Source organism: Niabella sp., from assembly GCF_030150205.1.
Classification (GTDB): Bacteria; Bacteroidota; Bacteroidia; order Chitinophagales; family Chitinophagaceae; genus Niabella.
On sequence record NZ_JASLGT010000002.1, the window covers coordinates 229323 to 254725 of the forward strand.

Sequence of the window (25403 nt, forward strand, 5' to 3'; positions counted from 1 at the left end):
AGACTGTTAACCATTCACCATTACCACATTCTCAAATCTTCAAATCTTCAAATTGTCACATTTACTAAATTTGCTTAATGACCTCATTTTTATATATCCCGTTCCCCGATTGGTTAGTGAAGGCCGATCGCTGGTTGTTTGAACTGATTAATATAAAAAGTGCCGGCCCGGTGGGGGATGCGGTGTTCCCGATTTTCCGCAATCCGTATGTATGGGGTCCACTATACCTGTTTGTGGTCGTTTTTGTGCTCATCAATTTTAAAAAACAGGGCGCGCTCTGGCTGCTTTTGTTTATTTGCACCGCGGCCAGCACCGATCTGGTCGGGGCGCATTTATTTAAAAATATTTTTGAGCGGCTGCGCCCCTGTAACGATCCGGAAATGGAGGGGCACGTGCGACTGGTGCTGGGGCGTTGTTCCGGCGGTTTCAGTTTTGTTTCCAACCATGCCATCAATCATTTTGGAATCAGCATGTTCTTTTTTGCTACTTTCCGGCGTTTTTTTCCATATACCTGGGTTCCCTTGGTCTGGGCATGTATGATCGGCCTGGCACAGGTATATGTGGGCGTGCATTATCCGCTGGATGTTTTGGCCGGGGCAACCCTGGGAATTTTAATTGGACTGTTTTGGGCAAACTTATTTAATAAAAGGATCGGATTTCCTATCTTCGATAAGGAATCAACCGAAATAAATTAATGGAAGTATTCATAATAGCCTTATTGATTTTACTCAATGGACTATTTTCAATGGCAGAAATAGCGCTTGTATCCGCCAGAAAAGCAAGATTGGAAGCACAGGCAAATAAAGGCGATAAGCGGGCAGAAGCTGCGCTGAAACTGGCCAACCATCCCGATGTTTTTTTGTCTACCGTTCAGATCGGTATCACCCTCATTGGTATTTTAACCGGTATTTATTCCGGGGAAAAAATTACCGGGCATATTGCGTCCTTCCTGGAGCAGTTTCCGGCACTTGCTCCTTACAGCAAGGGGATGGCAACCACTACTGTAGTGATCATCATTACCTACTTTACACTCATTTTCGGGGAGCTGGTGCCCAAGCGCATCGGACTTTCAAGTCCTGAGAAAATAGCGAAGTTTGTGGCGCAACCCATGCGATGGGTGTCTGTGATTACCTATCCGTTTATCTGGTTGCTTACAAAATCGAGCGGATTGATCGGAAAACTGTTCAATATTAAAAGCGAGAACAGCCAGGTTACGGAAGAGGAGATCAAGGCCATCATTAGTGAGGGTACCGAGCAGGGCACGTTGGAAGAAACCGAGCAGGAGATCATTGAGCGGGTGTTTCACCTGAGCGACCGGAACATTACTTCGCTGATGACACACCGCAGCGATATTGTATGGTTTAAAGTGGATGATACGGAGGAAATGATCCGGGGGAAAATCTTAAAAGAGCCGCATTCGATCTATCCGATCTGTGATGAAGAGATCGATAATATCAAGGGAGTGATCTCGTTAAAAGATCTGTATACCAATAAAGATACTGTTCCGTTTAAAGACCTGATGCGTCCGGCGCTTTTTGTACCCGAAAACAATACGGCATTCCGGGTAATGGAAAAATTTAAAGAGTCGCAATTGCACTCCTGCTTTATTGTGGATGAATACGGAAGCGTATTGGGAATGATCACCCTGAATGACATCCTGGAAGCGATCATCGGTGAAATGCCCGAAGAGAATGAAGACGACTATGAAATCACCCGCAGGGATGATCACTCTTTCCTGGTAGATGCACAGATTCCTTTCTACGACTTTCTTTCCTATTTTGATAAGGCGGAATGGATGAATGAAGGCGAGCAGGAATTTGATACCCTTGCCGGCTTCATCCTGCACCGGCTGAAACAGATACCGGCCACGGGTGATAAGCTCGACTGGAATGGATTTGATTTTGAGATCGTTGATATGGATGGACACCGCATTGATAAAGTGCTGGTGCATATCAGTGACACCTTGAAAGAGGAGATGGATGAGGGGTAGGGTATATAGTGAAATGTTGTTAGTGAAATGTTGTTAGTAAAAAGCTATATGCTCCGGAATGTTTTATTGTCACATTTTAAGTGTGATTCAGGTGCATCAAACGCTAAATGCTGAAAACTGTTGCTTTGTTTCAGGTTTACGCGAAGATCTGCTCTTCATTGACTATTTCCAGGTTCTCAAGCTTTCAGATTCTCACGTGCAATGTTTCGGCTATGGCGTTTGGCATCCGGCACAGGCGTGATGTTTTTATGCGCTGCTCTCTGTCGCTAGAAGCTAATGGCTGAAAGCTGACCACTCAAAATTGCTACTTTTAATCTTCTACATCGGATCATTTAAGTTCTTTCCCTCCAAGCTCCCCCGGAGAAGCAAAATCCCATTTTCAAATTTTCAAATTCCCACATTTTCACATTAAACCGCCTCCTCCGGCTCAGGATGCAAAATGATCAATTACCAATTGTGCTTTTGCCTTGCCAATGACGGCGGCCAATTCGTCCAGCGATCGCTCCCGGACGTTTTTAACGGAACGGAATTCTTTTAGTAATTCCTCTGCTGTATTTTTCCCGATGCCTTTTATAGACTCCAGTTCGTTCTTAAAGGTGCCCTTGCTTCTTTTTTGCCGGTGAAAGGTAATACCAAAACGGTGCACCTGGTCGCGGATAAACCGGATTAGTTTCAAACTGGCACTGTTGTACGGAAGCTTCAGCGAATCCTTATCTCCAGCAAAGAAGATCTCTTCCACATTTTTAGCAAGGCCCACCAATGTAATACTGCCCTGTAGCTCCAGGTCCTCAATCGCTTCCAGTGCGGCGCTCAGCTGTCCCTTACCACCATCAATGATCACCAGCTGCGGCAAGGGTTCTCCTTCTTCTGTAAGGCGGCGGTAGCGACGGTAAACGGCTTCTTTCATGCTGGCAAAGTCATTGATACCTTCTACGGTTTTTACATTAAAGTGACGGTAGTCTTTTTTACTGGGTACGCCGTTTTTAAAACAAACCATGGCCGATACAGGATAGCTGCCCTGGAAATTCGAGTTATCAAAACATTCGATATGCACCGGCAGTTCCTGAAGTTGCAGATCCAGCTGCAACTGTTCCAGTACTTTTACATGGTCTACATTACGGTTGATCTTTATACGTTCTTTATTCTTCAGTTCCTCTATAAAATAACCGGCATTTTTCTCCGAAAGTTCCAGCAGCTTTTTGCGGTCGCCGGCCCTGGGCACTACAAGCTCAACATTGGCTTCGGGGTAATCAACCTCAAAGGGTACCACAATTTCCGGTACATGACTGTTAAAGGTCATGCGCAGCTGGCTGATGGCATATACCAGTATCTCTTCTACCGGTTCATCCAGGTGGGTTTCCAGTTTGTTGGTTTGCGTTTGCACTACGGTTCCGTTCCGGATCATCAGGTAGTTGACATAGGCAACCGACTTATCTTTAATAATCGAAAACACATCTTTGTCGCCACCCCTGATACCGGTGATCACCGATTTGGATTGATAATAGTCTTCCAGGTATTCGATCTTTTTGCGCACCTGTTCGGCCTTTTCAAATTCCAGGGCTTCGGCATGCGTCCGCATTTCTTCTTTAAAATGACGGATCACCGGCCGCAGGTTTCCCTTTAACAGATCGCGGATCTGCCCGGTATTTTCATCATAGTCGGCCCTTGTTTGCAATCCCTCGCAGGGGCCCTTGCAGTTACCCAGGTGATATTCCAGGCAAACCTTAAATTTTCCTTTTTCAATATTTTTCTGCGAAAGGTTGAGGCTGCAGGTACGCATGGGGATGGTGCGTTTGATAAACTCCAGTAGCTCCCGTACTTTAAAAACGGAGGTATAAGGCCCCAGGTATTCCGACCCGTCGTCTACCGGCTGACGCGTAAGGTAAATGCGCGGAAAGGGCTCGTTCCTAATAACAATATAAGGATAAGATTTGCTGTCCTTAAGGTTGATATTATACTTGGGCTGGAACTGCTTGATCAGCGAGTTCTCCAGGAAGAAAGCATCCGGCTCGCTGTTTACGATTGTAAACTCGAGGTGATGAATGCGCTGCACCAGCTCATGCGTTTTGTAATTGGTAAAGGTCTTGTTAAAATAAGAACTCACCCGCTTGCGCAGGTCCTTTGCCTTGCCTACATAGAGGATCTTCCCGGTTTCATCAAAATACTTATAGATGCCCGGCTGGTGCGGAATGGTGGATGCAATATTTGAAAACTGTTCCTGTGTCAATGTTGCTAAAGGTGTTTGGAAACGTACAAAATTAACCGGTAAATCTTGTTTTAAAAAATGCTTTGTAAAAACAACCGGGCGACTGGGGCGACAAATGCGACGATATCAGTGCTGAATCGGCCTGCAGATCCTCGTCATTTAAACATTGCAGGGTCTGCGAACGCAAATAACAAACGGGCCGCAAGACGCGGCCCGTTCGTCAGTTATTTAAACAATAAGATAAACTGTCTATTATATCGAATCCTTATCTACCAGTATATCCCCGGTCATTTCCTTCGGTATCGGCAATTTCATAAAGGTAAGAATGGTCGGCGCAATATCGCCCAGCTTGCCTTCTTTTACGGTACCCTTCCAGTTGTTGTCGATAATGAACAGGGGCACTGGATTCATGCTGTGTGCGGTATTCGGACTGCCATCTTCATTTACCAGGTAGTCGGAGTTGCCATGATCGGCGGTAAGGAAGACTACATAATCCTGTTTCAGGGCTTCGGTTACGATCTGCTCTACACACTGATCAACGGTTTCCACTGCTTTTATAGCTGCAGAAAATACACCGGTATGGCCCACCATATCTGCATTGGCAAAGTTCAGGCAAATAAAATCGGCGGTTTTATTGTGGATCTCCGGAAGGATGGCCTCCGTCAGTTCCCGGGCGCTCATTTCCGGTTGCAGGTCGTAAGTGGCCACCTTGGGAGAGGGCTTTAAAATACGGTGCTCGCCCTCAAATGGTTTTTCGCGTCCACCGCTGAAGAAGAAGGTCACATGCGGATATTTTTCCGTTTCGGCAATGCGGATCTGTTTCAGGTGATTGGCTTCGATCACTTCCCCGATGGTTTGGGTAAGATCTTCATTGTGGAACAATACATGTACATTTTTAAACGTATGATCGTAAACGGTCATGGTGGTATAATCCAGGTCCAGTGTGTGCATCTGCTGTTCCGGATGATCCTGCTGGGTCAGCACTTCGGTGATCTCCCGGCAACGGTCGGTACGGAAGTTAAAACAAAGCACGACATCCCCGTTTTTGATCGTGGCTACTGGCTGATTTTCCGCGTTGGTGATCACTGTGGGTTTAATAAACTCATCCGTAATATTATTGGCATAGCTGTTTTGAATGGCTTCAATGGCTGAAGCAGCTGTTTCGCCCTTACCGTTTACCATCGCTTCGTAGGCCAGTGCCACACGTTCCCAACGCTTATCGCGGTCCATGGCATAATAACGGCCGTCTACGGTTGCAATGCGGCCCACACCCGTCTGATCCAGGTGTTGCTGCAGGTCTTCAATAAATCCCAGTCCGCTTTTGGGGTCTGTATCCCTTCCGTCTGTAAATGCATGGATAAACACTTCCTGCAGATTATTGTCCTTACAAATGTTTATTAGTGCTTTTAGATGATTGATATGCGAATGCACCCCACCATTGCTCACCAAACCTAACAGGTGTAAGGGTTTGCTGTTTTCTTTAGCATGTGTGAGCGCCCGCAATAATGCTTTGTTGGCCGCCAACTCTCCGGTTTTAACCGCTACATTGATGCGTTGAAGTTCCTGATACACAATGCGTCCGGCGCCAAGGTTCAGGTGGCCCACTTCAGAATTACCCATTTGGCCTTCCGGTAAACCTACCAGTTCACCAAAGGTTGTGAGGGTAGTATTGGGATATTTGCTGTATAAAGATCTGGTAAAAGGCACGTTAGCATTCTGGATGGCATCTGCCGATGCAACTTTCCCGAGCCCCCAGCCGTCCATTATTAGTAAAATTGCTCTTTTTTGTGACATTGAACTTGCTTTTAGTTAAAAATTAAAGGCTGCGAAATCAGAAGTATAAGGGTTCTGCAGCCGAAGCAGTAAAATTAAAAAGAATGTTTGAAGAATGGGTGACTAAAAAGAGTTCTATTTACACACATTTTCATTAAAGGTTGGCGACGCAGGTTTTTTTAATATATTCGTACCACCTTGAACAACGGATCATAACAAAAATGATGAATACAATGAAACATTTTTTACGATTGTCCTTAATTGCTTTTGCAACCAGCTTACTGATCACCAGTCTGCATGCACAGAGTGTGGATGGTGTGATAAACAGTCTTAAAACCGGGAATGCTGCGCAGCTTGTAGGCAATGTTGGTGACAACATGCAGTTAACGATCGCCGACAAAAGCAATACCTACAATAAATCGCAGGCAGAACAGGCGTTAAAGGACTTTTTTGGAAAAGCAAGCGTAAAAGGATTTGAGCTGAAGCACAAAGGAAGTTCACCCAATGGTAACTATGCCATTGGAACCCTGCAAACTGCCGGTGGAAACTACCGCGTAAATATCTTTATGCGGAAGGAAAAAGGCGGAGAGGTAATTAAGGAACTGCGCTTTCAGCTGATTGAATAAGAAATTCTGTGAAAATTTAGTGATAAAACAGCCTCTCCTAATGAGAGGCTGTTTATTTTTACAACTATGGACGCATTTCAGGAAAAACTCGAACATCTGATACGGGAAGCGCTGCGGGAAGATATCGGATCCGGTGATCACTCTACATTGTGCTGCATCGACCCGGCTGCAAAAGGAAGGGCGGTATTAAAAGTAAAACAGGAAGGTGTACTGGCCGGGGTACAGGTGGCGGAAAAGATCCTTAAATTTAAGGAGCCGGGCAGTTTGGTGACCTGCTTTATGAATGACGGCGCTGATATGAAGCCGGGCGATATTGCGTTTGAAGTGGAGGCACTGGAGCATACCATCCTGCAATGCGAGCGGCTATTGTTGAACTGTATGCAGCGGATGAGCGGCATTGCTACCCTTACAAAAAAGTACACCGATAAATTGCAGGGCTACCGCACACGGCTGCTGGACACCCGCAAAACAACCCCGAACTTCCGGCTGCTGGAAAAAGAGGCGGTACGCATCGGCGGAGGGGTAAACCACCGGTTTGGATTGTACGATATGATCATGTTAAAAGACAATCATATTGATTATGCAGGAGGCATTAAAAATGCCATTGAAAAAGCGCATGATTATGTACAGCGGAACCAGCTTTCTATACAGATCGAAATTGAAACCCGTACGCTGGAGGATGTAAAAATGGTAATGGCCGTGGGGCAGGGAAAAGTATTCCGGGTAATGCTGGATAATTTTACACCCGCACAAATTACGGAGGCGCTCACCGTTATTGAAGGTACTTTTGAAACAGAGGCCAGCGGCGGTATTAACCTGGATACGATTGAATCCTATGCCGCTACCGGTGTTGATTTTGTGAGCGTGGGCGGATTGATTCACCAGGCGCAAAGCCTTGACCTGAGTTTGAAAGCGGCAATATAGGTTTCATGTTTAAAGTTTCAGATTGGATGCGTATCCTGTTTGATGTCATTGCTCATTGATGCGGTATAGGCAGATAATTTTAAACATTTCACAGAACAGATCTGAAACGGTATTCAGCAGTCATCAGTCAGTAGTCAGTTATCAGCTATCAGTTATCAGTCATCAGGAGTAGTGTATAAATATTCAATTTTAACCGGGAACTCAACCTGAAACCTGCCCGTCCGGTCAGGCGGGCGTTAAACCCCGTCCGGACGGTCGTCCGGGCGGGCTGGAACTTTAAACAAAAGAAGAACGTGGCAAAGAATAAATCAGATCAGCATGGGTTTGTATACAGTACCAACCCCGATTTTAAGTTTGAACCGGATGCCGGTCATTCGGAAACCCTGCCGCCGGCGCAGCAGCGGTTGCGGATACAGCTGGAAACAAAACACCGGGGAGGAAAAACGGCCAGTGTGATCCTGGGGTTTATTGGAACCGATGATGATTTGCAGGACCTGGCAAAAAAGCTGAAATCATTTTGCGGAACAGGCGGCAATGCCAAAGACGGGGAGATCATCATCCAGGGTGACCACCGTGATAAACTGCTTCAGTGGTTTCAGAAGAACGGCTATACCCAAACAAAGAAAAGCGGCGGATAAGCCGGGAAATATAAAATGACAAAGAACCAATTTACAATGTAGAAGTGTTGAGACAGGTTTAAAGTTCAACGTTGGATCCGTTTTTACGCTTGATGTAAGGCTCTTCTCCTGCAGGCTACCCGCCATTTTCAATTACATGCAAATACCGGACGACGCGAAAGTCAACAGGCAGGAACGGCTTCTTCATTTTCAGATTTCCACCTGCTCACATTCCTCCACAATTTACATTTAATATTTTTCAACCCGTAAGGAAGGTTCCAGTGGTAACCGCAATGGACGCAATGAACCCGCAATGGACGCAATGAAAACCTGTTTGATCTTAATGTCGCTCGCGAACCTTGCGGAACCCTTGTGCCCCTTGCGTTTAAACTGTAACCGCAATGGACCAAAGTAGGCGCAATGGGAACCTGAATGTTGAAAAATTCCCTTAGTGTAAGATGTTATATGCCAGACGCTGGATGCGGTTTGGTTTTATGTTTAATGAACTTCGCTTTTCCCTACTGACTACTGGCTATTCCCCATTATCTCCAGATATCAACCGGAGAAAGTTCACGGAGCAGTAACGGCATCTCCATTTTCACTCCTGATAGCTACCGGATTCAAATTTTCAAATTCGTCTATTTCATGCATCTTATCGCTTCGACATCAGCGTTACACCGGTTGGTAATGCTTCGGGTTGAGCAACCTCCGTGCCTTCAAACTTCAGCCGGGGATCGTTGACGTTTACCAGCTCGGAAAGCTCATAAACATTCCGGTATCCGTATCCATATAAATTGATATAGGTAGGAATATTCAATGCCAGTGTAAGGGATTTGTTTTTTTTGAGTGCTGTCGCCGGCACTACCGCTTTTGTAGCGAAATTTCGCTGATCCCCGTCAAAATTATTATTGCAGTAGATCAACACCTTCGTATCAAAGGCCGGAATTATTTTGGCAAGATTTGCCTGTGTAAAATCGGCAAAGTTTAAATGCAAAGCGCCTTTGATATGTTTGCGCTGGTACATATCATCAGACCGGGTGTCCAGGATCACTACACCATTTGCTTCGCTAAGCTTTAAAAATGCATCCAGGGAAACCAGCCGTTTTTGCCGGTGCTCTTTTACTTCTTTTACCAGCTGTGCAAAAGCATCATAGTCTACTTTTGCTTTCGCAGCAGCTTTTTGAGCAAAGCCTGTTTGTGCTATCAAGAGCATGGATAAAATAAGAAGGAATGTACCTGGTTTCATTGTCACTGTTTATTTACAGGATGAAGTTAGTTATTTTCCGGTTGCATAGGAGCCTTCCGGCAGGCCGCGGTTTCAATGCTGATCTTATTACTAAAGCTGAAGTGTGCGACGCAAGCAAAGCCGATAGCAGTGCCGGCGCCGGCAACCAAATAACCAGACCTGTTGAAGCAATTTAGCATAAAGGGGCTGTAAAACACAAAAAAGCCGGAACGATTGTCCGGCTTTTTTGAAAACAAATATCCTGGTGATTAATATCCAAAGAGCTCTTCCAGGGTCAGGGTTTTGACCTGCCCGATCTTTTGAAGATCTTCCATCTTTATTTTTTTATCGGAGGCCAGCACACAATAGGTGTAGGGCTTACCCGAAAGCTCCTGCTGGTGGAACGCCTGGATGTCGCCAAAGCTTACGTGGGCCAGCTGATCGTATTTTTGTTTCCGGATATCGTAATCCAGGCCCTTGCGTTGTGCCGCCAGGTAGCTGAACAGGATTCCTTCATTGGTAATGCGGTCGGTTTCCAGGTCGTTTTTTAAACTGGCCTTGGCGCTTTCAAAACTTTTATCCGATTTTGGTAAAGTGGTTATAAGCTCATTCATGCCGGCAATGGCGTCATTCATTTTATCGGCCTGGCTGCCCACATACCCCATAAAGCTGTAGCGGTCTTCTTTTTTAGAAGGCGTGAGGTAAAGCGCATAAGTAGAATAGGCCAGCGCTTTTGATTCCCGGATGGTTTGAAAAACAATGCCACCCATGCCTCCGCCGAAATAATTATTGAATACATCTACGGTCAGTTCCTTTGACGGCGTGTACGGATCTGTGTTGCGGATCCACCGGATCTCCGATTGCACCATGTCGTAGTTGGCAAACAGTACCTGGTTTGCGGTTTGAGCCGTGCGGGTAAAGGTCAGCCCTTTCGGATAAGCGCTAAACTGTGCCGGTATTTTATGAAGCGTGCCGATCTTTTTGGATGCATCCGCAATGGCAGACGGACCAAAATACATTACGGTATGCTTATAGCCGGTAAGCTGATGCAGGGCATCAACCAGCGTTTTGCTGTCGAGGTTTTTCAGCTCCTCATCGGTAAGGGTATAGTTAAAGGGGTTTTTATCACCGTAAGTGGCATAGGCATTCAACCCCTGCATAATGGAGCTTTTATCCAGCTTGCGGTTGGCCCTTGCCTTGCCCAGCCGTCCCTTTAACGCAGTAAGCGCCGCATCATCTGCCTTGCAGTTTAACAGCAGGTCTTCAAAAAGACGTACGGCTTTTTCAAAGTTCTCCTGCAGTCCGCTGATGGTAACCGTTGTGTTTTCGGTACCTACATTTACGGAATAGTCACAGGCGATATTGTAAAAGGCTTTGTTGATGGCTTCTGCGGTGTTTTTGTCCGTACCAATATAAGAAAGGTAATTGGCGGCAACCGGCAGGATCTTGTTATTCCAGGAACCCATATCGAACCGGTAATAGAGGCTGAACAGTTCATTTTCTTTATTGGGAACATACAACAGTTCGGCTGCCCCGGCTTTTCCTTTCTGGATGGCCTTGTTATAGTCGATCCACAGGGGTTTGACCGGTGTGGCCGGCATGGCATTTACTTTTTTTACGTAGTCCGATTCTAAGGCGTCGTTGGTTGCCACAGGCGTGATCGCCGGCTTGTCTACTTTTACAATGCTCTTGTCTTCGCCCTTGCGTTTATAAATAACGGTATAGTTGTCGTCTTTAAAGAATTTATTTGCAAAATCTACCACGTCTTTTTTGGTGACCTTTGAAAGCTCCTGCAGGTAGGATACATTATTGATCCAGCCCTCACCCTTATTGGCAATAAAGGCCTGCATCAGCTGGCTTGCCCGGTTGTTGTTGCTGGAAAGTCCGCGGATCTCATCTAACTTGTAATTGGCAACAATGGCTTTTAAAAGATTATCATCAAAGGCACCTTTGCGGATGATATCGATCTGTTCAAACAAAAGGTCTTTTACATTTTCAAGGGATTGATCCTGCTTGGCGGTTGCATAAATATCAAAAACACCATAATCTTTATACTGTCTTAAATAAGCACCGCCGGAAAGGATCTTTTGCTGCTGGTTCAGGTTGAGGTCGATCAAACCCGCTTTTCCGTTTGCAAGGATCGTAGACAGCAGATCGGCCATCATCGCTTCTTTGCTGCCTTCGGGTCCGGCGCGGAACCCGATCTGAACGTTCTCTGCGCTGGGACCAAGGATCTCTGTTACCACCGGACCCTTTATTTCAGGTTCGGGCGCATGCTCATAACCGGTTACAGGCCTGGACTGCATGTAAGCAAATTGCTGGTTGATCTGTTTGATGGCCGCATCGGTATTAAAATCGCCCGAAAGGATAATGGCCATATTGTTGGGCACATAGTACTTGTTATAGTACTCCCGGATGGCTTTGAGGGATGGGTTTTTTAAATGTTCGATGGTACCAATGGTGGTTTGCTGTCCGTAATTGGAAGTAGGAAACAGGTTGCGGTGCAAGGCTTCCATCACCTTCCAGGCATCATTGTCAAGAGTACGGTTTTTTTCCTCGTAAACGGCTTCCAGTTCGGTATGGAAGATCCGGAAAACGGGGTCCCGGAAACGGTCGGCCTGCACTTTCAGGAATTTGTTCAGGGAAGTAGATGGAATGTTCTCCTCATAAACGGTTTCTTCTACCCAGGTATGTGCATTGGTGCCCTGGGAACCCATAGTGGCCATCAGCTTGGTATACTCATTGGCGATGGAGATTTTAGCGGCTTCCCCGGATACCTGGTCAATGGTTTTATAAATGGCCCTCCGTTTTGCGGTATCGGTGGTAGCGTTGTATTGCTCGTATAAAGCTTCGATCTGATCCAGGTAGGGCTTTTCCTTTGCAAAGCTGGTGGTGCCCATTTCTTCGGTTCCTTTAAACAGCAGGTGCTCCAGGTAGTGCGCCAGCCCTGTATGGTCTTTCGGATCGGTATTGCTTCCCGCTCTCACGGCGATTTTGGCAGTGATCCGCGGCTCTTTTTTGTTCTCCGTTAAGATGACGGTTAATCCGTTCTTTAATGTGTAAAAACGGGTCTTCATGGGGTCATTCGTTACATATTTGTAAGGAATGCCATCGGTGGTACCGGCAGACCACTGGTGATTCTTTTGCTGGGCCCGGGTGCTGAGGCTGATGAGCATACCGGCAGCCGCACAAGCAATTAATTTTAATTTCATAAATAATTGTATTGAGATCGTTTCTGTAAAAATAATAAAATGGATACTTCCTGGTTTAAATATTTTTAAAATGGATGGGGTGCGATGGTGTTTTATTTAATTTTTTCTAAAACCGGGTGGCCGGTATTTTCGAAGCCGGATGATATCAACAATTGATTGCTCGTTTATTTATACGTGAAGCTATCCTGTATTCCTGCGCCATAAAACGCCTTTTAAAAAAAGAGACAAATAAGCAAGAAGAAAGAGACTATTAGGAGTGCAGTTTATCCATAGGGGAGGCGTTCCGGGAGCGGCTGGAGTGTATGGGCGGATTTCTGAAGTTCAAAAAGACAGCAGGTCTCCGCATCGCCCGGAAGCCGGATGGTACCCGATTGTTTTAGCCCCAGTTTTGTTAAGAGTTTTTGAGAGGAGGCATTGCCGGGGGTAGTAATGGCAAAGATCTGCTCGAGATGAAACGTGTTGAATCCTGCTTCCAGGATCTTGCGGGCGGCTTCAAAAGCATAGCCTTTTTGCTCGAACCTGGGCAGGAAGGCAAAGCCGATATCCGGCGCGGGTAATATTTCCCGGTGGTAGAGCCCGCAGGTGCCCATTTTTTTCTGATCCGTTTTGCGGATAACGGTAAAGCTGCCAAAACCCAGCCGGCCCTGTTGTGGTTTGATCCGTTGCAAGATATAGTTCCGCGCTTTTTCAACAGATGTAATGTCCCGGTTACCGATGTATTTGAGCCATTTGGGGGCATTCATCAGGTAAAAAAGAAAGGAGGCGTCCTCTTCGCCTGTAGGGCGGAGCAACAGTCGTTCCGTTTCAAATGTAGTCGTTGCGTTTAAGCAGTGTTCTTTGTTCATTGCTGTATCAAATGTAATTAAAATGATTGGGGTCTGTATACACCCGTATAAACTCCGTTTATGGGCGGCGGTGCTGTGGTTGGTTTTGCGGCAAATACACAGGGCGTACGGCGTTACGTGACAAGGGAGGTTTGGGGAAGCTGCTGCATGCCTTTTTTGCTGCGGCTGGGTTTTAATGCGATATCGGAGCGGGGAAGTACGGAGCATACACCGGATGGCCGGGCCCAGGGAGCTTGCGTAAAAAGATTATCTTTGAGTACATTAACTTTGTTTATGACGAAAGGTTTTCAGTTTGCTGTATTGGAAGATGAGCTGGTTGACCAGCTGGTATTTCGCGAATATATGGCCGCATACCCGGCGCTGAAATCCTGTGGCTATTTTGCCGATTCATCGGAAGGGTTGGCTTTTATAAAAGCACATCCGCCGGATATTGTTTTTTTAGATATAGATATGCCTGGGCTTACCGGTATCGATATTATCGCCCAGGTAAAAGACAGGGTGCCGGCCTGCGTTTTTATTACTTCATACGCAGAATTTGCGCTGGATGGTTTTAAGCATGCGGCACTGGATTATATTTTAAAGCCGCTTACAGCCGAACGGCTGGAGCTTTGCGTAAGAAAAATAACCGAATACCTTGAGATCCGGGAAAAGGCAACGGCTTATGAAGTGCTGGTTGAAAAAGAAAGCCTGGTGATAAAGGATGGCCACAGCCATATAAAGCTTCCGCAGCACGAGATTATTTACCTGGAAGCCATGCAGGACTATACCAAGGTGGTAACGGAGCACAAAAATTATATGACGCTTGCTACCTTTACCGGGCTGCTCGAACGGCTCCCGGGGAAAAAATTCCTGCGGGTGCACCGCAGCTACGCGGTGTCTGTACAAAAAGTGCGCGAACAACATGCGGATAAGCTTGTATGCGGAAGTACCGCGATACCTATTGGCAAAACCTACAGGAGTATGGTGTCACAAATGAAATTTTAAAAATGCCCCGACTGCTTTCTGCTATTTGTCTTGTACTGTCTTTAATGCATTCCGGCGCGCAGCGTATGCCCGGGCCTGCTGAAACAAAGAAGGCACAGCTGCAGCAGCTGGCAAAGCAATGCGACTCGCTTAACTACCTGGAGCAATACGATAAAATGCGGCTGGTGTCGCGTTTTGCGCTTTCTGTTGCAGATGCAAATGATCATTATAACCAGTCGCTGTTTTATTTTTATACAGGCGTCAGCTACCGGGGCGCAGTAAACGATTCGGCTATATTTTATTATGAAAGCTCTTTGCATCATGCACGCCTTGCAAAAAATGACAAGCGGATCAGGAATGTGTTGAAGGAACTGTTATATATCTATATCAACGTTGATGGCTATATACCACAAAGGGACCAGACTGCAGCCGAACTGAACAATATATTAGATACTGCTACCAATGCGGATGTTAGAATAGGCTGCTACTCTTCTTTAGCCGATTACTATTCTGCAATAGGCTGGTATGAACAGGAACTGAATTACCGCTTACAGGGGCTTGAGCTGTCGGTAGCCGATATGAAGCAGGGAAAGTATAAAAACACCGATTCCGATTCTACTAATATTGGCGTAGCATATTTTAATGTTGGAGATCTATACGAAAAACTCCACCAATACACAAAGGCCCGGGAATATTACCGCTATGCCCAACCGCTTTTGTGGAACTACCTGGCAGGTATTTGTTCCTATTATAAGGGAATGGCTACTACATCATTGAAGCTTGGAAATGCCATAGCGGCCCAGCAGTACACCGATTCGTTAAGAAATATGGTGGAACAAAAGCTGAATGACAATGCGGGCTGGAGTATATTGTTGGAATTATACCTTGCGGGCGCAGATCATTACCTGGATCTGCAAAATGCCGCGGCAGCCATGCCGTATTTAAAACAGGCGGAAGCCCTTGCGGGTACTAAGGTTACCGGAACTTTAGAAGTGAGCAGTTTTCAATATGCGATGGGTAAAACCCTGCTGGTACAAAAAAACTACGCTGCTGCATTGCCTTATCTGCAAAAGGCCGAAAAGGCCGGGAGTGCCTTTAGTACGGCCGTATATGCAAGGCTGCTGAGGGCTTTGGCCGATTGCTATGAGGGCCTGAACCAATGGCAAAACGCTGCCATTTATTATAAGAAATATTTGCCGGTACGCGATTCGATAGATGCAAAATCAGCGCAGCAAAGTATGGCCAATGCTGAAGCCCGTTTTCAGAATAAGGAAAAGATAAAGGAAATAGAAGCACAAAAGGTACAGCTTTCTTTTGCGCGGCAGCAGCGGTTATGGCTGGTGGCTGGAATGGCTACGCTTCTGTTGCTGGCGGGGCTGTTATTTTTATTTTACCGCAGTAAGAAAAAGAATGCGGATGCCTTGGGAAAACTGAATGCAGCGCTGGATGAGGCCAATAAGACAAAGGCCAAATTATTTGGAATTATCAGTCACGACTTGCGGAGCCCTATTAACCAGGTATACCAGTTTTTGAAACTGCAACAGCTCAATCCCGATGCATTAAGTGAAGACCAAAAAGCGGCGCTGAACAGTAAAATTCAAAATGCTACCGGTTCACTGCTGGAAACGATGGAAGACCTGTTGTTGTGGAGCAAAACGCAGATGAATGCTTTTGAGACCCAAAAGCAACAGATAAACATAACGGCAATTGTAAGGGATTGTCAGCGCCTGTTGCTACTCAACAGCGATGCCAGGCATATTGCGTATAAAACTGAAATACCGGAAGAACTGACCGTGCAAACCGATGCAAACTATGTGCAAACGATCATCCGGAACCTGTTGCAAAATGCGATTAAAGCCGCGCCCGAAGGCACCCAAATACTGATTGACGCAAAGAATGAAAAAGGAAAAACGATGCTGGTGATCAAAAACCAGGGAGCTGCATTTACCCAGCAGCAGTACGAACAGCTGATTCGCCAGGAACAGAGCACAACATCACTGTCGGGCCTGGGATTGCGGCTGGTAGATGAGCTGAGCCGGAAGATCCATGCTACTGTATCCTTTCATTACGATGGCACCTATACCTGGTCTTGTTTGGTATTTGAGTGAGCGATTTGGAAACTTGTTCCGTTTGGGCGGGATAAGAATGTGGAAATGTGAGAATGTGGAAATGTGGGAATGAAAAACATTCTTGCTCCGTGAGCTTTCTCAGGTCAATAATACAAGACTGTGAAATAGTGAATGGTCAATAGGCAATCAATACCGTTTCCTTAAAGCTTCAAATAGCGCCCCCGAAAAGTATATTGCCATAGCACTGCCTTTTATAAATCCCGGCCCCTGGCGTCCTGGTAGCTGAATGCAACCGCGAGGATAGGCAATGGTCTACGCAAGGAACCAAGGGCTACGCAAGGATATCTATCAGAACTTTTTCTTTGCGACCGTTGCGGATACACTGCGTCCATTGCGGTTGAATCGAACTCGTATTCAACAATATCCCAGAGGCTGTGCAGCAGGTGCAATCAGCGGCGGCAACTATAAAAAGGCGCTTAAGGAAACGGCATTGAATAGGCAATGGTCAATGTGCGATGTACAATGGATGATGTCTGTGTTTTGTCTGGAACCTCAAATCTGAATTCCCAAATACCTCCCCGCCGCTCCGTTCATCGATTATTTGCCGTCGTTCGTCGGTAAGATTTTTAAGAGAAATCAGCTGTATTTTATTTTGGTATGCGGTACCGTCGAAAACTGCTTATGAATAATAGTTTGGTAAAACAGGAATGATATATGGTCAGTAAAATAGTAATATCTGTTATGGTACTGTTACCGGGCCTGCAGATAGTACGCGCACAGCCTCCGGAAAAAATGCGACTTGGTAAAATGGTTGTTAAGGGCAATGATTTTACGTCTGAAACCAGCTATGAATATAACGCTCGCCTGCATATAAAAAAGATCGTTTATAAACAGGACGGCAAACTGCATTATACCATTGATAACTTTTTGTTTGATACCGCCGGGCAGCTGATCAGCTACGTTAAAACGTATAAGGTAAAGATTTCGCCTCAGAAAACAACGGTTTATTACAACTGCAACAAACAGGTTGAAAGAATGGTGTTGGTAAACACTCAGAAGACAAATAAGCCCGATACGATAAATATTTTCGATTTTAGCAGGGATGGCAACCGGGTAACTGTAAAAAGCAGCGGCAGTACCACTGTTTATCAATACGATGAATCTGGTAATATAAAACAGGTTGAATTTTCCGGCAATGGAGCGGCTCCGTTTTTGTTTGACCGGTACGATCACAGTTCAAATCCGCTGGCATTTACCGGGGGCTATATGGATGAAAAGCCATTGAGTAAAAATAATCATAGCTGGCAGCAGTTAGGAGAAGCCCGTTATATTGCTACCCGGAAGATTACCTATGCGCGGGAAATAGTGCATACCTATAAGCCGGGCGGACCGAAAATACCAACACAATACCGCAACGGTCTGCCGCTGCAGGTGGTCACCAGCTGGTATGATCCTGACGCAAAAAGAAGCATCAACACCGAAACGATCACTTATACGTATATATACTGAGAAACTGATAAAAAAGTGATCGACTTTTCCTGTAATCCCGCACAAATTTATCCAGGTCGAAGTATAAATCCATGATTTCCTCTCCGATGATCATAGCAAAACAAAAATTAAATACCATAAAAATCAAACAATGAAACAAACCATTTTTCCAGCACTTGCTTTTTTCCTGCTGCTTTTAGCCTGTGGAAACAGCAACACCGATAAAAAGACAACAACTACGATAAAAGAAGCCGCATCGGCCAACGGAATAGAACCGGGTAGTGAAGCCGGTAAGACAGGAAAATTCAGCTTTGATGGCAAGGAGGTAAGTGCGGAAGTTACCACCCAGTACTTTGGCAGCGACAAGGAAAAGTCTAATTTCTCCTTATTGTGTCAGCACAATGAAGGCGATGCTGCTAATCCCAATTTTGAACTGTTGCAGGTTACTTTTCTCAGCGAAAAGGATGCCACCACCAACCCGGCTTTAAAGATATATGATGGTGGCAGTACGCTGCCGATGACGGAGCCGGAGCCTGGTATCGTGTCTGTTGCCCTGACTGGAGTGGGAAGTGGTCTCAGCAGTAAAGAATTTACGGGGAGTGAAAAGTCGACCGGCAGCATTACCGTAAAAAACCGGACTGTGGAGATCAAAGACCTGGTCCTGTTTAACGCTGATGGCGAAAAGAGGGTTGTAAATGCTGTGTTGCCGTTTTAGTCTTTAGATATTAGATACTGGATACTAGACAATAGACATCATCGTCTAACATCTGGTATCTAATATCCAGTATCTAGCATCCAGTGCCTGTTCTTATAAAAAATTTCTTTCATCGGTTTTTTGTTTCCGTTCGTCGGTTTGTTTGTGCCGGATTGGTACTGCATGGTATTTTCGAGGTGTAAGATTAAAACCATCAAAATGAAAAAACTATTTATTGTATGCTTATTAGCAGGTGCCCTTACTTCCTGTAAAAAGGATAAAGATGTTGAGGCCGCACCAGAAAAGACCTACCTGCTGAAAAAACGCAGTCATGTGCAGGGCAATTCATCCTGGACCATGGAATATGCTTTTGACGCCGGTGGAAAAATGACTCAAATGATATCCTCCGGTTCTTTGGGAAATTATGTGTTAACGGCACAACGGGATAATAACGGAAGAATTGTTCGTGCCGATTTTGATAATGTCACTTATGGCTACAGGACCTACGAATACGATGCAAACGGGAAGCTGGCCAAAATGAATTTTTACAGCCTTCCGGGCGGCTCCATGGTCACTTATACGATTTACAGTTATACGGCTACGGGCTATGAGGCGGCGCGCTACAATCCATCGGGCGGGCTGAATGGTAAGGATGTATATCAATTTACGGCAGACGGGAAGAATATAGCCGTACAAAAAAGTTATAACGCTGCCGGAACCCAAACCCAGGAAAAGACTTTTACTTATACCAGTAAAAGAAGTGAATACTATGTAGAGCCCGAGCTAACCATGCAGCGGCTGAACTCTGGTTTCTGCAATCAGCATGCAATTGCCAGTGCGACCGTTAAAACCCTGCCCGCTGGTACCACTTATACTGAAACCCGGACACAGGAGTATAATGCTGATGGATACGCCATAAAAACCAACGTTGTGTATAGTAATGAATGGGAAAACCTGGAAAGTAGTTTTGAATGGATAAAACGATAATTTAAAGAATAAATGATGAGCAATAACAAACTAACGCAGATTGCCCTGCCCGCGTTTATGGCTGTATTCCTGCTTCTGTTAGCACAGGGTATGTATGCACAGATCATTAACCGGAAGCGGCCGGTTGCTGAAAAAACAGGTGTTGCCGGCCTCTATGTAAAAGAACAGGAGGCATTTTTGAATAACAGGCTTGTGAAAATGGAGTTTTATGTTAGCAATGCCAGCGCAGCGGTTGCCAATTTTCCGTATAAAAGTTGTATTGCAGAGTTGATGCGTATTTCCAATAAGCAGGGACAACATGACTATACCGGTGTGTTTTTTTCACTTGACCTAAAGAATAGCCCTTCTGTAAATTCAGTGCAGAAAACAAATGAAGCATACGGTAATCTCTTCACCAAAGTTTATACGATCCCTTTTAAAGGTGATTTTAAGTACCGCGATTTTATTGAAAAAGAAGATAGCTACCTGCGATTAGGTGTGCGCTGGATACCCGGTTATTACAGCCGTGGTAACGGGCAGCAAATGTTTGCCAGCTTTTCCGTTGCGCTTACGTTTGCGGATGGGTATAAGGAATACTTACGCTTACAGCCCATTCAGTTAGCAACGGCAAAAGGAGTCTGGAGTGCGGTTTACCCGGATCCGTTACAGGTAAGCCAAAAAATACCGGGGTTGCCGGCCTCCAGGCCCGTTGCGCCTGTTGTGAAATAAATGATCCATTTATAAGAACTTACAATGAAGAAAATAGCTATACTATTCCTCGTTTTACTTGCCCTTGCAGCCTGTAAAAAAGACAAAAGAGATGTAGACCCACCACCCGTAAAAGTGCCGGCAGTGGTCATTAATCCTATGGTGGATATTGACGCTCTGGATCCGGAGAATGCTACTTCTGATGGCTCCCCGGGATCTTTCCAGGTGGGGGTACGCTTTATTACTTATAAAGATGGATTTATCAGTCGTTTGGGTTTACGCTCGCCTTCAGCAGGAAATTATCGCATACAACTCTATACGTTTGTTTCCAATGATTCCACCACGCTCAATTTTCCGCTTATTGTTGAACCGGAGCGCCTGGGCTATGTTGATGTAACCATTGATGCAGCCGCTGCTCAAAAAGGAACTACGGTATGGGGCAATATTCAATCCGTTAAAATAAAGCCCTGGAATGCGGATGGCCCGGGCAAGGTACGGCAATATGGTGTTTGCTATAATGACCAGGATTTAAAACAATACCAGCATCTATTACCGGCGGGGCTTACATTCCCGCTGATATTTTCCAACAACCTTTCTGTATTTAAGTATGACTTTTTTAAGGTAGACAGTCACAATAGCCATCCCTGGCAAATTGGCCGCGGCGGATTTACCACCCTGGTATACGGCGGCGAGCAGTTTGAATTTGTAACACCGAAATAATGACAGGAAATGAAGCCGCTTCTTTTTTTGATCCTATTGCCCCTGGTTGACCTGAGCGCACAGGCTCAGAAGAGAACGGCACCTGCATCTCAATTGGTATGGATCAACCAGGTTGCTGTTCAAAACAAGGTGAATGTTTTAGTGGTGGATTATGTTACGATGCTTACCGGATCCAGGGCCGTGAAAGCCGCCAGGGAGGCGGGAGACGCTGAATTTGAGGATAAACATAATGGCGATACGACCTGGTATGTGCCCAATGATTTTTACATTGAAAATAAATCGCGAAAACTTAGAACGCTGCCGGTGGCGGATAGCTGTGCGATACAACTCATCCGGGTGGGTGGGACCCGGTTGTATAAAAGTGACCTGGCGCAGTTAAAAAAAGGATATGCCGGCAACCTATACCGGCTGGAGATCGTGTTGGGGAAAATTGTAAAACTAACGGAGGTATATACGCCATAGGAACGTTTAATCAATCATAGATCAATGCCGGTTTCTTAAAGCCACAGATGCGCAGATTGGGCAGCAGCTTTATCCTTTAAATTTACTGCACATTGGCGTTAATAAAGTTTTGTGCCTTATTCAGGCAGTCGTACCAGATCGCGGGGTCTGACCAGCCATGCGTTTGATTATCATAAAAAACGAATTGGTTTTTAACACCGGCATTGTTGAGTTTGTCCCGCAAAGCGTAAGACTGCTCTTTGGGTACCACGTCATCCAGGCCACCCTGAAAAATAATCGTGGGAGCCGATTGAGCTGTTACATAGTTAATGGGACTGCTGTCATGATACATGACGGCATTGTTGGTGGGCGTACCACTTAATAATAAACTGATCAGGAACGCTTCACCCGGGTCGGAACTGCTATAAGTATTATATAAAGCGGTCATGTCATTGGGCCCGAAAAGGTCGATGATCGCCTTGGGCTGAATCGTTCCGTTATTCTTGTATCCCTGTAGCAAAGCCAGGTGCGCGCCGGCACTGGCTCCGGCGAATACCCATTTATCAGAAATCGTAAAGGTCTGGCGGCGGTCGTAGATATATCGGATCGCGGCTTTGATATCTTCTTCCTGGGCCGGGAATTTATTTTTCAACGTGATACCGTTAAGGCTGGCGAGCCGGTAATTTAAATTAAAGATCGCCCAATCCGGAAGGCGTCTTCTTAATGAATCAATTAAAGGGGCATGATCCGCATCGGCCTTGTCACCCTCTGCCCAGGCGCCGCCATGTATAAAGATAAATACTTTAGTGGTTGCGGAAGACCGGTTCGCCGGCAGGTAAACATCCATTTTTTGAAGGTTATCACTGCCATATGCCACATCTTTTAAAGTTTGGGCTTCTGCGGTTACGGTCGGTTCACCCGGTTTGAAATGATCGTCCTTGTTACAGGCGGTAATAAAGAGCGATAAACAAAGGGTGTATAAAAGAATCCGTTTCATGATAATTGTTTATGAATGGTGAATGGTCAATAGTGAATCGGGATGATGTATGCCGTTTCCTGCTTCGGTCAATGGTTTACAGAAGATTTTGCGGAGGCTCTTCATTGCTTTGTTTTGAATCGTCGAGGAACTGATAGCCCGGTGCCGGAGGTTTAAGAATGCTGATGATCAGCACTAAAAAGGCAACGGCAAAAACGGTATAAGAAAGCAGTGAAAGGGTACCAAGCAGTTGCATCGTCCGTAGCCTTTCACCCGGGTCGTTCTGAAAAGACATGGATTTCTGGATCTGAAGTTCGCCGATCGCATAACTTACCAGGCAACTAACGAAAAGGATAACACTGAGTGTATTTCTTTTTTTGACCAGGTAGAAGAGCAGGGCTCCTAAAATGATCAGTTGTGGTATGCTCCGGATCAAAATTTGCAGCATGGTTTAATATTTGGTCTTAAAAATACAAAAATTTTAAAACCTGGATAGAAGGATAATTCGGTAGCGGTTTCCCGGCAAGCTCGAAACGACGTAAAATTGCTGTCACCTCGACCGCAGCGGAGAGGTCGCTCCGTTATCACCAGGCCGGAGGAATTTTGAGACCCGGTTAGAAGGATAATCCCGTAGCGGTTTCCCGGCAAGTTCGAAACGACGTAAAATTGCTGTCACCTCGACCGAAGCGGAGAGGTCTTTCCGTTATCATCAGGCCTGAGGAATTTTAAAACCTGGATAGAACGAAAATCCGGTAGAGGTTTCCCGGCAAGCTCGAAACGACGGAAGAGTACCGTCACCTCGATCGGGAGCGGAGAGATCTCTCAAATCCCTTTCCGCGGGTTAACAGATCTGTCGTAACGTCGGGCATAAAAAAGACCGGCGATAATTCTGACAAGAGATCACCACCGGTCCTAAATTATTTGTTCTATAATGCTGCTAGCAGGCAGCCGTTATTTCAAATCGATCTTTATCTGCAATTCATCCAGCTGCTTGTTGTCGATGGTGGCCGGAGCATCGAGCATAATATCTCTTCCGCTGTTGTTCTTGGGGAAGGCAATAAAATCACGGATGCTTTCGCTGCCGCCCAGGATGGAGCATAACCGGTCGAACCCAAAAGCAATACCTCCGTGCGGAGGCGCACCATATTCAAAGGCTCCCAGCAGGAATCCGAATTTATGCAATTGCTCTGCCTCGTCCATACCCAGTGCTTCGAACATTTTCTGCTGCAGCTCTTTCTGATAAATACGGATACTACCACCTCCGATCTCGTTTCCGTTCAGGATCATATCATAGGCATTGGCCTTGATATTGGCATAAGGATGTTTCAGGTATTCTGCCGGATTTTCAATCTTCGGGTTATTACCGATCATAGTTTCAATATCCGATGGCTTGGGTGAGGTGAACGGATGGTGCCGCGCAACCCAGCGGTTATCTTCCTCCGCATATTCAAACAGCGGGAAATCCAGTACCCACAGCAATTTGAACTCGTTCTCCTTCCGAAGTCCCAGCCGTTTGCCCATTTCCAAACGGAGCTCGCTCATGGCCTTGCGGGTGCGCTCTTCGGCACCGGCCAGCACCAGGATCAGGTCGCCTGCCTGGGCACCTGTTGCGGTGGCAATGGCTTTTAACCGGTCTTCGCTGTAAAACTTATCTACGCTGCTTTTAAAACTGCCGTCGGCATTGCATTTGATAAATACCAGGCCCTTCATCCCGATCTGCGGACGTTTTATCCATTCCGTGATTTCGTCCGTTTGCTTGCGGGTATATTCGCTGCAGCCCGGCACTGCAATGGCCAGTACGGTTTCTGCATCATCAAACACTCCAAAACCGGCGTCTGCGATCAGGTGCGCATTGTTTTCTTTTCCGCCAAATACATGGGAAGGATATTTCAGGTTCAGCAGTTTCATGCCGAAACGGATATCCGGTTTGTCGTTACCATATTGCCACATGGCTTCTTCCCAGCTCATGCGCTCAACGGTTTCGGTATAGTCGATCCCTTTTACGGCTTTAAAAATATGCTTGATCAGGTGCTCGAACATGTGGAGAATGTCTTCCTGTTCCACGAAGGCCATTTCACAGTCGATCTGGGTAAACTCCGGCTGACGGTCTGCACGCAAATCTTCATCCCGGAAACATTTTACGATCTGGTAATACCGGTCGTACCCGCTTACCATCAGCAATTGCTTAAAGGTTTGGGGCGATTGGGGCAGGGCATAAAATTCGCCGGGGTTCATGCGGGAAGGAACGACAAAGTCACGGGCGCCTTCCGGAGTGGATTTGATCAGGAACGGGGTTTCTATATCCATAAAACCCTGTTCGTGCAGGTAATTGCGGGTGGCACGGTTTACTGCATACCGTAACTCAAGGTTTTTCTTTACCGCATTGCGCCGCAGATCCAGGAAACGGTACTTCATCCGCAGGTCATCTCCGCCGTCGGTATCATCCTGGATGGTAAAGGGAGGGGTGATGCTTTTATTCAGCACGGAAAAATGATCTACGATGATCTCAATATCTCCTGTAGGGATGTTTTTATTCTTATTGCTGCGCTCGCTTACCTTACCGGTGATCTGCAGCACAAATTCCCGGCCCAGCGGGTTGGCGTCCAACTGGCTGTTCAACGCTTCGGAAAACAGCAGCTGGGTAATGCCATAACGGTCGCGGAGATCCACAAAAGTTATACTGCCAAACTTACGAACGGTTTGCACCCAGCCCGCCAGGGTCACTTCTTTATTAACATCTGCGATTCTTAGTTCACCGCAGGTTTGTGTACGAAACATGCTTCAAAATTTCGGCAAAGATAAGGGCTGGGGGCGGTTTAAAGTTCCAGGTTCCAAGTTTCAGGTTTGAGGCAGGATTCGTTTTTATGCCTGAAGCCAGACACAAGATACCAGATATCGATCGTCTATAGAATATCGACCGGAGGAGGTTCATGGCACTGTAACGGCATCTCAATTTTCAC

Annotated in this window: 21 protein-coding genes; 13 read left to right on the forward strand and 8 right to left on the reverse strand. The window is 46.0% G+C overall.

The annotated features are described in order from the left end of the window. Nucleotides 1-77 precede the first annotated feature (77 nt). Together Q1V85_RS01555 and Q1V85_RS01560 are read left to right on the forward strand one after the other, a co-directional pair. The gene (locus tag Q1V85_RS01555) at nucleotides 78-695 is read left to right on the forward strand and encodes a phosphatase PAP2 family protein (RefSeq protein ID WP_300596726.1); all 618 of its coding nucleotides are present in this window, start codon (nucleotides 78-80) and stop codon (nucleotides 693-695) included. Next, nucleotides 695-1990 carry a hemolysin family protein gene (locus Q1V85_RS01560; protein WP_300596728.1) on the forward strand — a complete coding sequence of 432 codons (1296 nt, stop codon included), beginning with the start codon at nucleotides 695-697 and terminating at the stop codon, nucleotides 1988-1990. The genes Q1V85_RS01555 and Q1V85_RS01560 overlap by 1 nt, the downstream gene beginning before the upstream one ends. 427 nt (nucleotides 1991-2417) lie before the next feature. On the opposite strand, the gene uvrC is transcribed toward Q1V85_RS01560, so the two are convergent. Together uvrC and gpmI are read right to left on the reverse strand one after the other, a co-directional pair. Further along, nucleotides 2418-4217 (reverse strand): excinuclease ABC subunit UvrC, encoded by a 1800-nt coding sequence (gene uvrC, locus Q1V85_RS01565; RefSeq protein ID WP_300596730.1) that lies wholly within the window; start codon nucleotides 4215-4217, stop codon nucleotides 2418-2420. A 231-nt stretch (nucleotides 4218-4448) separates the two neighbouring features. Next, entirely contained in the window at nucleotides 4449-5990 is a 1542-nt protein-coding gene (gpmI, locus tag Q1V85_RS01570; protein WP_300596732.1) for a 2,3-bisphosphoglycerate-independent phosphoglycerate mutase, read from the reverse strand. A gap of 212 nt (nucleotides 5991-6202) precedes the next feature. Between gpmI and Q1V85_RS01575 the strand changes: the two genes are divergently transcribed. The 3 genes from Q1V85_RS01575 to Q1V85_RS01585 all read left to right on the forward strand — a co-directional run bounded on the left by Q1V85_RS01575 (nucleotide 6203) and on the right by Q1V85_RS01585 (nucleotide 8157). Then, nucleotides 6203-6595 carry a DUF4783 domain-containing protein gene (locus Q1V85_RS01575; protein ID WP_300596734.1) on the forward strand — a complete coding sequence of 131 codons (393 nt, stop codon included), beginning with the start codon at nucleotides 6203-6205 and terminating at the stop codon, nucleotides 6593-6595. 66 nt (nucleotides 6596-6661) lie between these two features. Next, a complete protein-coding gene (gene nadC / locus Q1V85_RS01580; RefSeq protein ID WP_300596736.1) occupies nucleotides 6662-7519 on the forward strand; it encodes a carboxylating nicotinate-nucleotide diphosphorylase in 858 nt (285 codons plus the stop codon). Between the two features lie 293 nt (nucleotides 7520-7812). Further along, complete coding sequence (locus tag Q1V85_RS01585; RefSeq protein WP_300596738.1) at nucleotides 7813-8157, forward strand: translation initiation factor; 345 nt, start codon at nucleotides 7813-7815, stop codon at nucleotides 8155-8157. A 631-nt stretch (nucleotides 8158-8788) separates the two neighbouring features. Here the strand turns inward: Q1V85_RS01585 and Q1V85_RS01590 are convergent. From Q1V85_RS01590 to Q1V85_RS01600, 3 genes are all read right to left on the reverse strand, one after another. Beyond that, nucleotides 8789-9382, reverse strand: coding sequence for a rhodanese-like domain-containing protein (locus Q1V85_RS01590; protein WP_300596740.1), 594 nt, complete (start codon nucleotides 9380-9382; stop codon nucleotides 8789-8791). Between the two features lie 248 nt (nucleotides 9383-9630). Then, entirely contained in the window at nucleotides 9631-12573 is a 2943-nt protein-coding gene (locus tag Q1V85_RS01595; RefSeq protein ID WP_300596742.1) for an insulinase family protein, read from the reverse strand. A 263-nt stretch (nucleotides 12574-12836) separates the two neighbouring features. Beyond that, on the reverse strand, nucleotides 12837-13418 hold the full coding sequence (locus Q1V85_RS01600) for a GNAT family N-acetyltransferase (RefSeq protein ID WP_300596744.1): 582 nt from the start codon (nucleotides 13416-13418) through the stop codon (nucleotides 12837-12839). Nucleotides 13419-13670: 252 nt separating this feature from the next. Here Q1V85_RS01600 and Q1V85_RS01605 point away from each other — a divergent pair, with 252 nt between their 5' ends. From Q1V85_RS01605 to Q1V85_RS01640, 8 genes are all read left to right on the forward strand, one after another. Beyond that, on the forward strand, nucleotides 13671-14402 hold the full coding sequence (locus Q1V85_RS01605; RefSeq protein WP_300596746.1) for a LytTR family DNA-binding domain-containing protein: 732 nt from the start codon (nucleotides 13671-13673) through the stop codon (nucleotides 14400-14402). 2 nt (nucleotides 14403-14404) lie between these two features. Continuing rightward, complete coding sequence (locus Q1V85_RS01610) at nucleotides 14405-16489, forward strand: ATP-binding protein (protein ID WP_300596748.1); 2085 nt, start codon at nucleotides 14405-14407, stop codon at nucleotides 16487-16489. A 702-nt stretch (nucleotides 16490-17191) separates the two neighbouring features. Beyond that, nucleotides 17192-17959 (forward strand): hypothetical protein, encoded by a 768-nt coding sequence (locus tag Q1V85_RS01615; RefSeq protein WP_300596750.1) that lies wholly within the window; start codon nucleotides 17192-17194, stop codon nucleotides 17957-17959. Between the two features lie 130 nt (nucleotides 17960-18089). Next, nucleotides 18090-18653: a hypothetical protein gene (locus tag Q1V85_RS01620; protein WP_300596752.1), complete on the forward strand. Its 564-nt coding sequence runs from the start codon at nucleotides 18090-18092 to the stop codon at nucleotides 18651-18653. Nucleotides 18654-18851: 198 nt separating this feature from the next. Next, the gene (locus Q1V85_RS01625; RefSeq protein ID WP_300596754.1) at nucleotides 18852-19619 is read left to right on the forward strand and encodes a hypothetical protein; all 768 of its coding nucleotides are present in this window, start codon (nucleotides 18852-18854) and stop codon (nucleotides 19617-19619) included. Nucleotides 19620-19634: 15 nt separating this feature from the next. Further along, nucleotides 19635-20327, forward strand: coding sequence for a hypothetical protein (locus Q1V85_RS01630; RefSeq protein WP_300596756.1), 693 nt, complete (start codon nucleotides 19635-19637; stop codon nucleotides 20325-20327). Between the two features lie 24 nt (nucleotides 20328-20351). After that, nucleotides 20352-21026 (forward strand): hypothetical protein, encoded by a 675-nt coding sequence (locus Q1V85_RS01635; protein ID WP_300596758.1) that lies wholly within the window; start codon nucleotides 20352-20354, stop codon nucleotides 21024-21026. Between the two features lie 9 nt (nucleotides 21027-21035). Further along, nucleotides 21036-21488 (forward strand): hypothetical protein, encoded by a 453-nt coding sequence (locus Q1V85_RS01640; protein ID WP_300596760.1) that lies wholly within the window; start codon nucleotides 21036-21038, stop codon nucleotides 21486-21488. A gap of 82 nt (nucleotides 21489-21570) precedes the next feature. Here the strand turns inward: Q1V85_RS01640 and Q1V85_RS01645 are convergent, their stop codons facing one another. From Q1V85_RS01645 to aspS, 3 genes are all read right to left on the reverse strand, one after another. Next, nucleotides 21571-22464 carry an alpha/beta hydrolase gene (locus Q1V85_RS01645; protein ID WP_300596762.1) on the reverse strand — a complete coding sequence of 298 codons (894 nt, stop codon included), beginning with the start codon at nucleotides 22462-22464 and terminating at the stop codon, nucleotides 21571-21573. A gap of 76 nt (nucleotides 22465-22540) precedes the next feature. Then, nucleotides 22541-22891 (reverse strand): hypothetical protein, encoded by a 351-nt coding sequence (locus tag Q1V85_RS01650; RefSeq protein ID WP_300596764.1) that lies wholly within the window; start codon nucleotides 22889-22891, stop codon nucleotides 22541-22543. 503 nt (nucleotides 22892-23394) lie between these two features. Beyond that, nucleotides 23395-25221 (reverse strand): aspartate--tRNA ligase, encoded by a 1827-nt coding sequence (aspS, locus tag Q1V85_RS01655; protein WP_300596767.1) that lies wholly within the window; start codon nucleotides 25219-25221, stop codon nucleotides 23395-23397. Nucleotides 25222-25403: the final 182 nt, after the last annotated feature.

Coding starts and splice junctions, on each gene's coding strand:
- Q1V85_RS01555 (WP_300596726.1), top strand. CDS start 78: ATGACCTCATTTTTATATATCCCGTTCCCCGATTGGTTAGTGAAGGCC.
- Q1V85_RS01560 (WP_300596728.1), top strand. CDS start 695: ATGGAAGTATTCATAATAGCCTTATTGATTTTACTCAATGGACTATTT.
- gpmI (WP_300596732.1), bottom strand. CDS start 5,990: ATGTCACAAAAAAGAGCAATTTTACTAATAATGGACGGCTGGGGGCTC.
- Q1V85_RS01575 (WP_300596734.1), top strand. CDS start 6,203: ATGAAACATTTTTTACGATTGTCCTTAATTGCTTTTGCAACCAGCTTA.
- nadC (WP_300596736.1), top strand. CDS start 6,662: ATGGACGCATTTCAGGAAAAACTCGAACATCTGATACGGGAAGCGCTG.
- Q1V85_RS01590 (WP_300596740.1), bottom strand. CDS start 9,382: ATGAAACCAGGTACATTCCTTCTTATTTTATCCATGCTCTTGATAGCA.
- Q1V85_RS01595 (WP_300596742.1), bottom strand. CDS start 12,573: ATGAAATTAAAATTAATTGCTTGTGCGGCTGCCGGTATGCTCATCAGC.
- Q1V85_RS01600 (WP_300596744.1), bottom strand. CDS start 13,418: ATGAACAAAGAACACTGCTTAAACGCAACGACTACATTTGAAACGGAA.
- Q1V85_RS01610 (WP_300596748.1), top strand. CDS start 14,405: ATGCCCCGACTGCTTTCTGCTATTTGTCTTGTACTGTCTTTAATGCAT.
- Q1V85_RS01615 (WP_300596750.1), top strand. CDS start 17,192: ATGGTACTGTTACCGGGCCTGCAGATAGTACGCGCACAGCCTCCGGAA.
- Q1V85_RS01620 (WP_300596752.1), top strand. CDS start 18,090: ATGAAACAAACCATTTTTCCAGCACTTGCTTTTTTCCTGCTGCTTTTA.
- Q1V85_RS01625 (WP_300596754.1), top strand. CDS start 18,852: ATGAAAAAACTATTTATTGTATGCTTATTAGCAGGTGCCCTTACTTCC.
- Q1V85_RS01630 (WP_300596756.1), top strand. CDS start 19,635: ATGAGCAATAACAAACTAACGCAGATTGCCCTGCCCGCGTTTATGGCT.
- Q1V85_RS01635 (WP_300596758.1), top strand. CDS start 20,352: ATGAAGAAAATAGCTATACTATTCCTCGTTTTACTTGCCCTTGCAGCC.
- Q1V85_RS01640 (WP_300596760.1), top strand. CDS start 21,036: ATGAAGCCGCTTCTTTTTTTGATCCTATTGCCCCTGGTTGACCTGAGC.
- Q1V85_RS01645 (WP_300596762.1), bottom strand. CDS start 22,464: ATGAAACGGATTCTTTTATACACCCTTTGTTTATCGCTCTTTATTACC.
- Q1V85_RS01650 (WP_300596764.1), bottom strand. CDS start 22,891: ATGCTGCAAATTTTGATCCGGAGCATACCACAACTGATCATTTTAGGA.
- aspS (WP_300596767.1), bottom strand. CDS start 25,221: ATGTTTCGTACACAAACCTGCGGTGAACTAAGAATCGCAGATGTTAAT.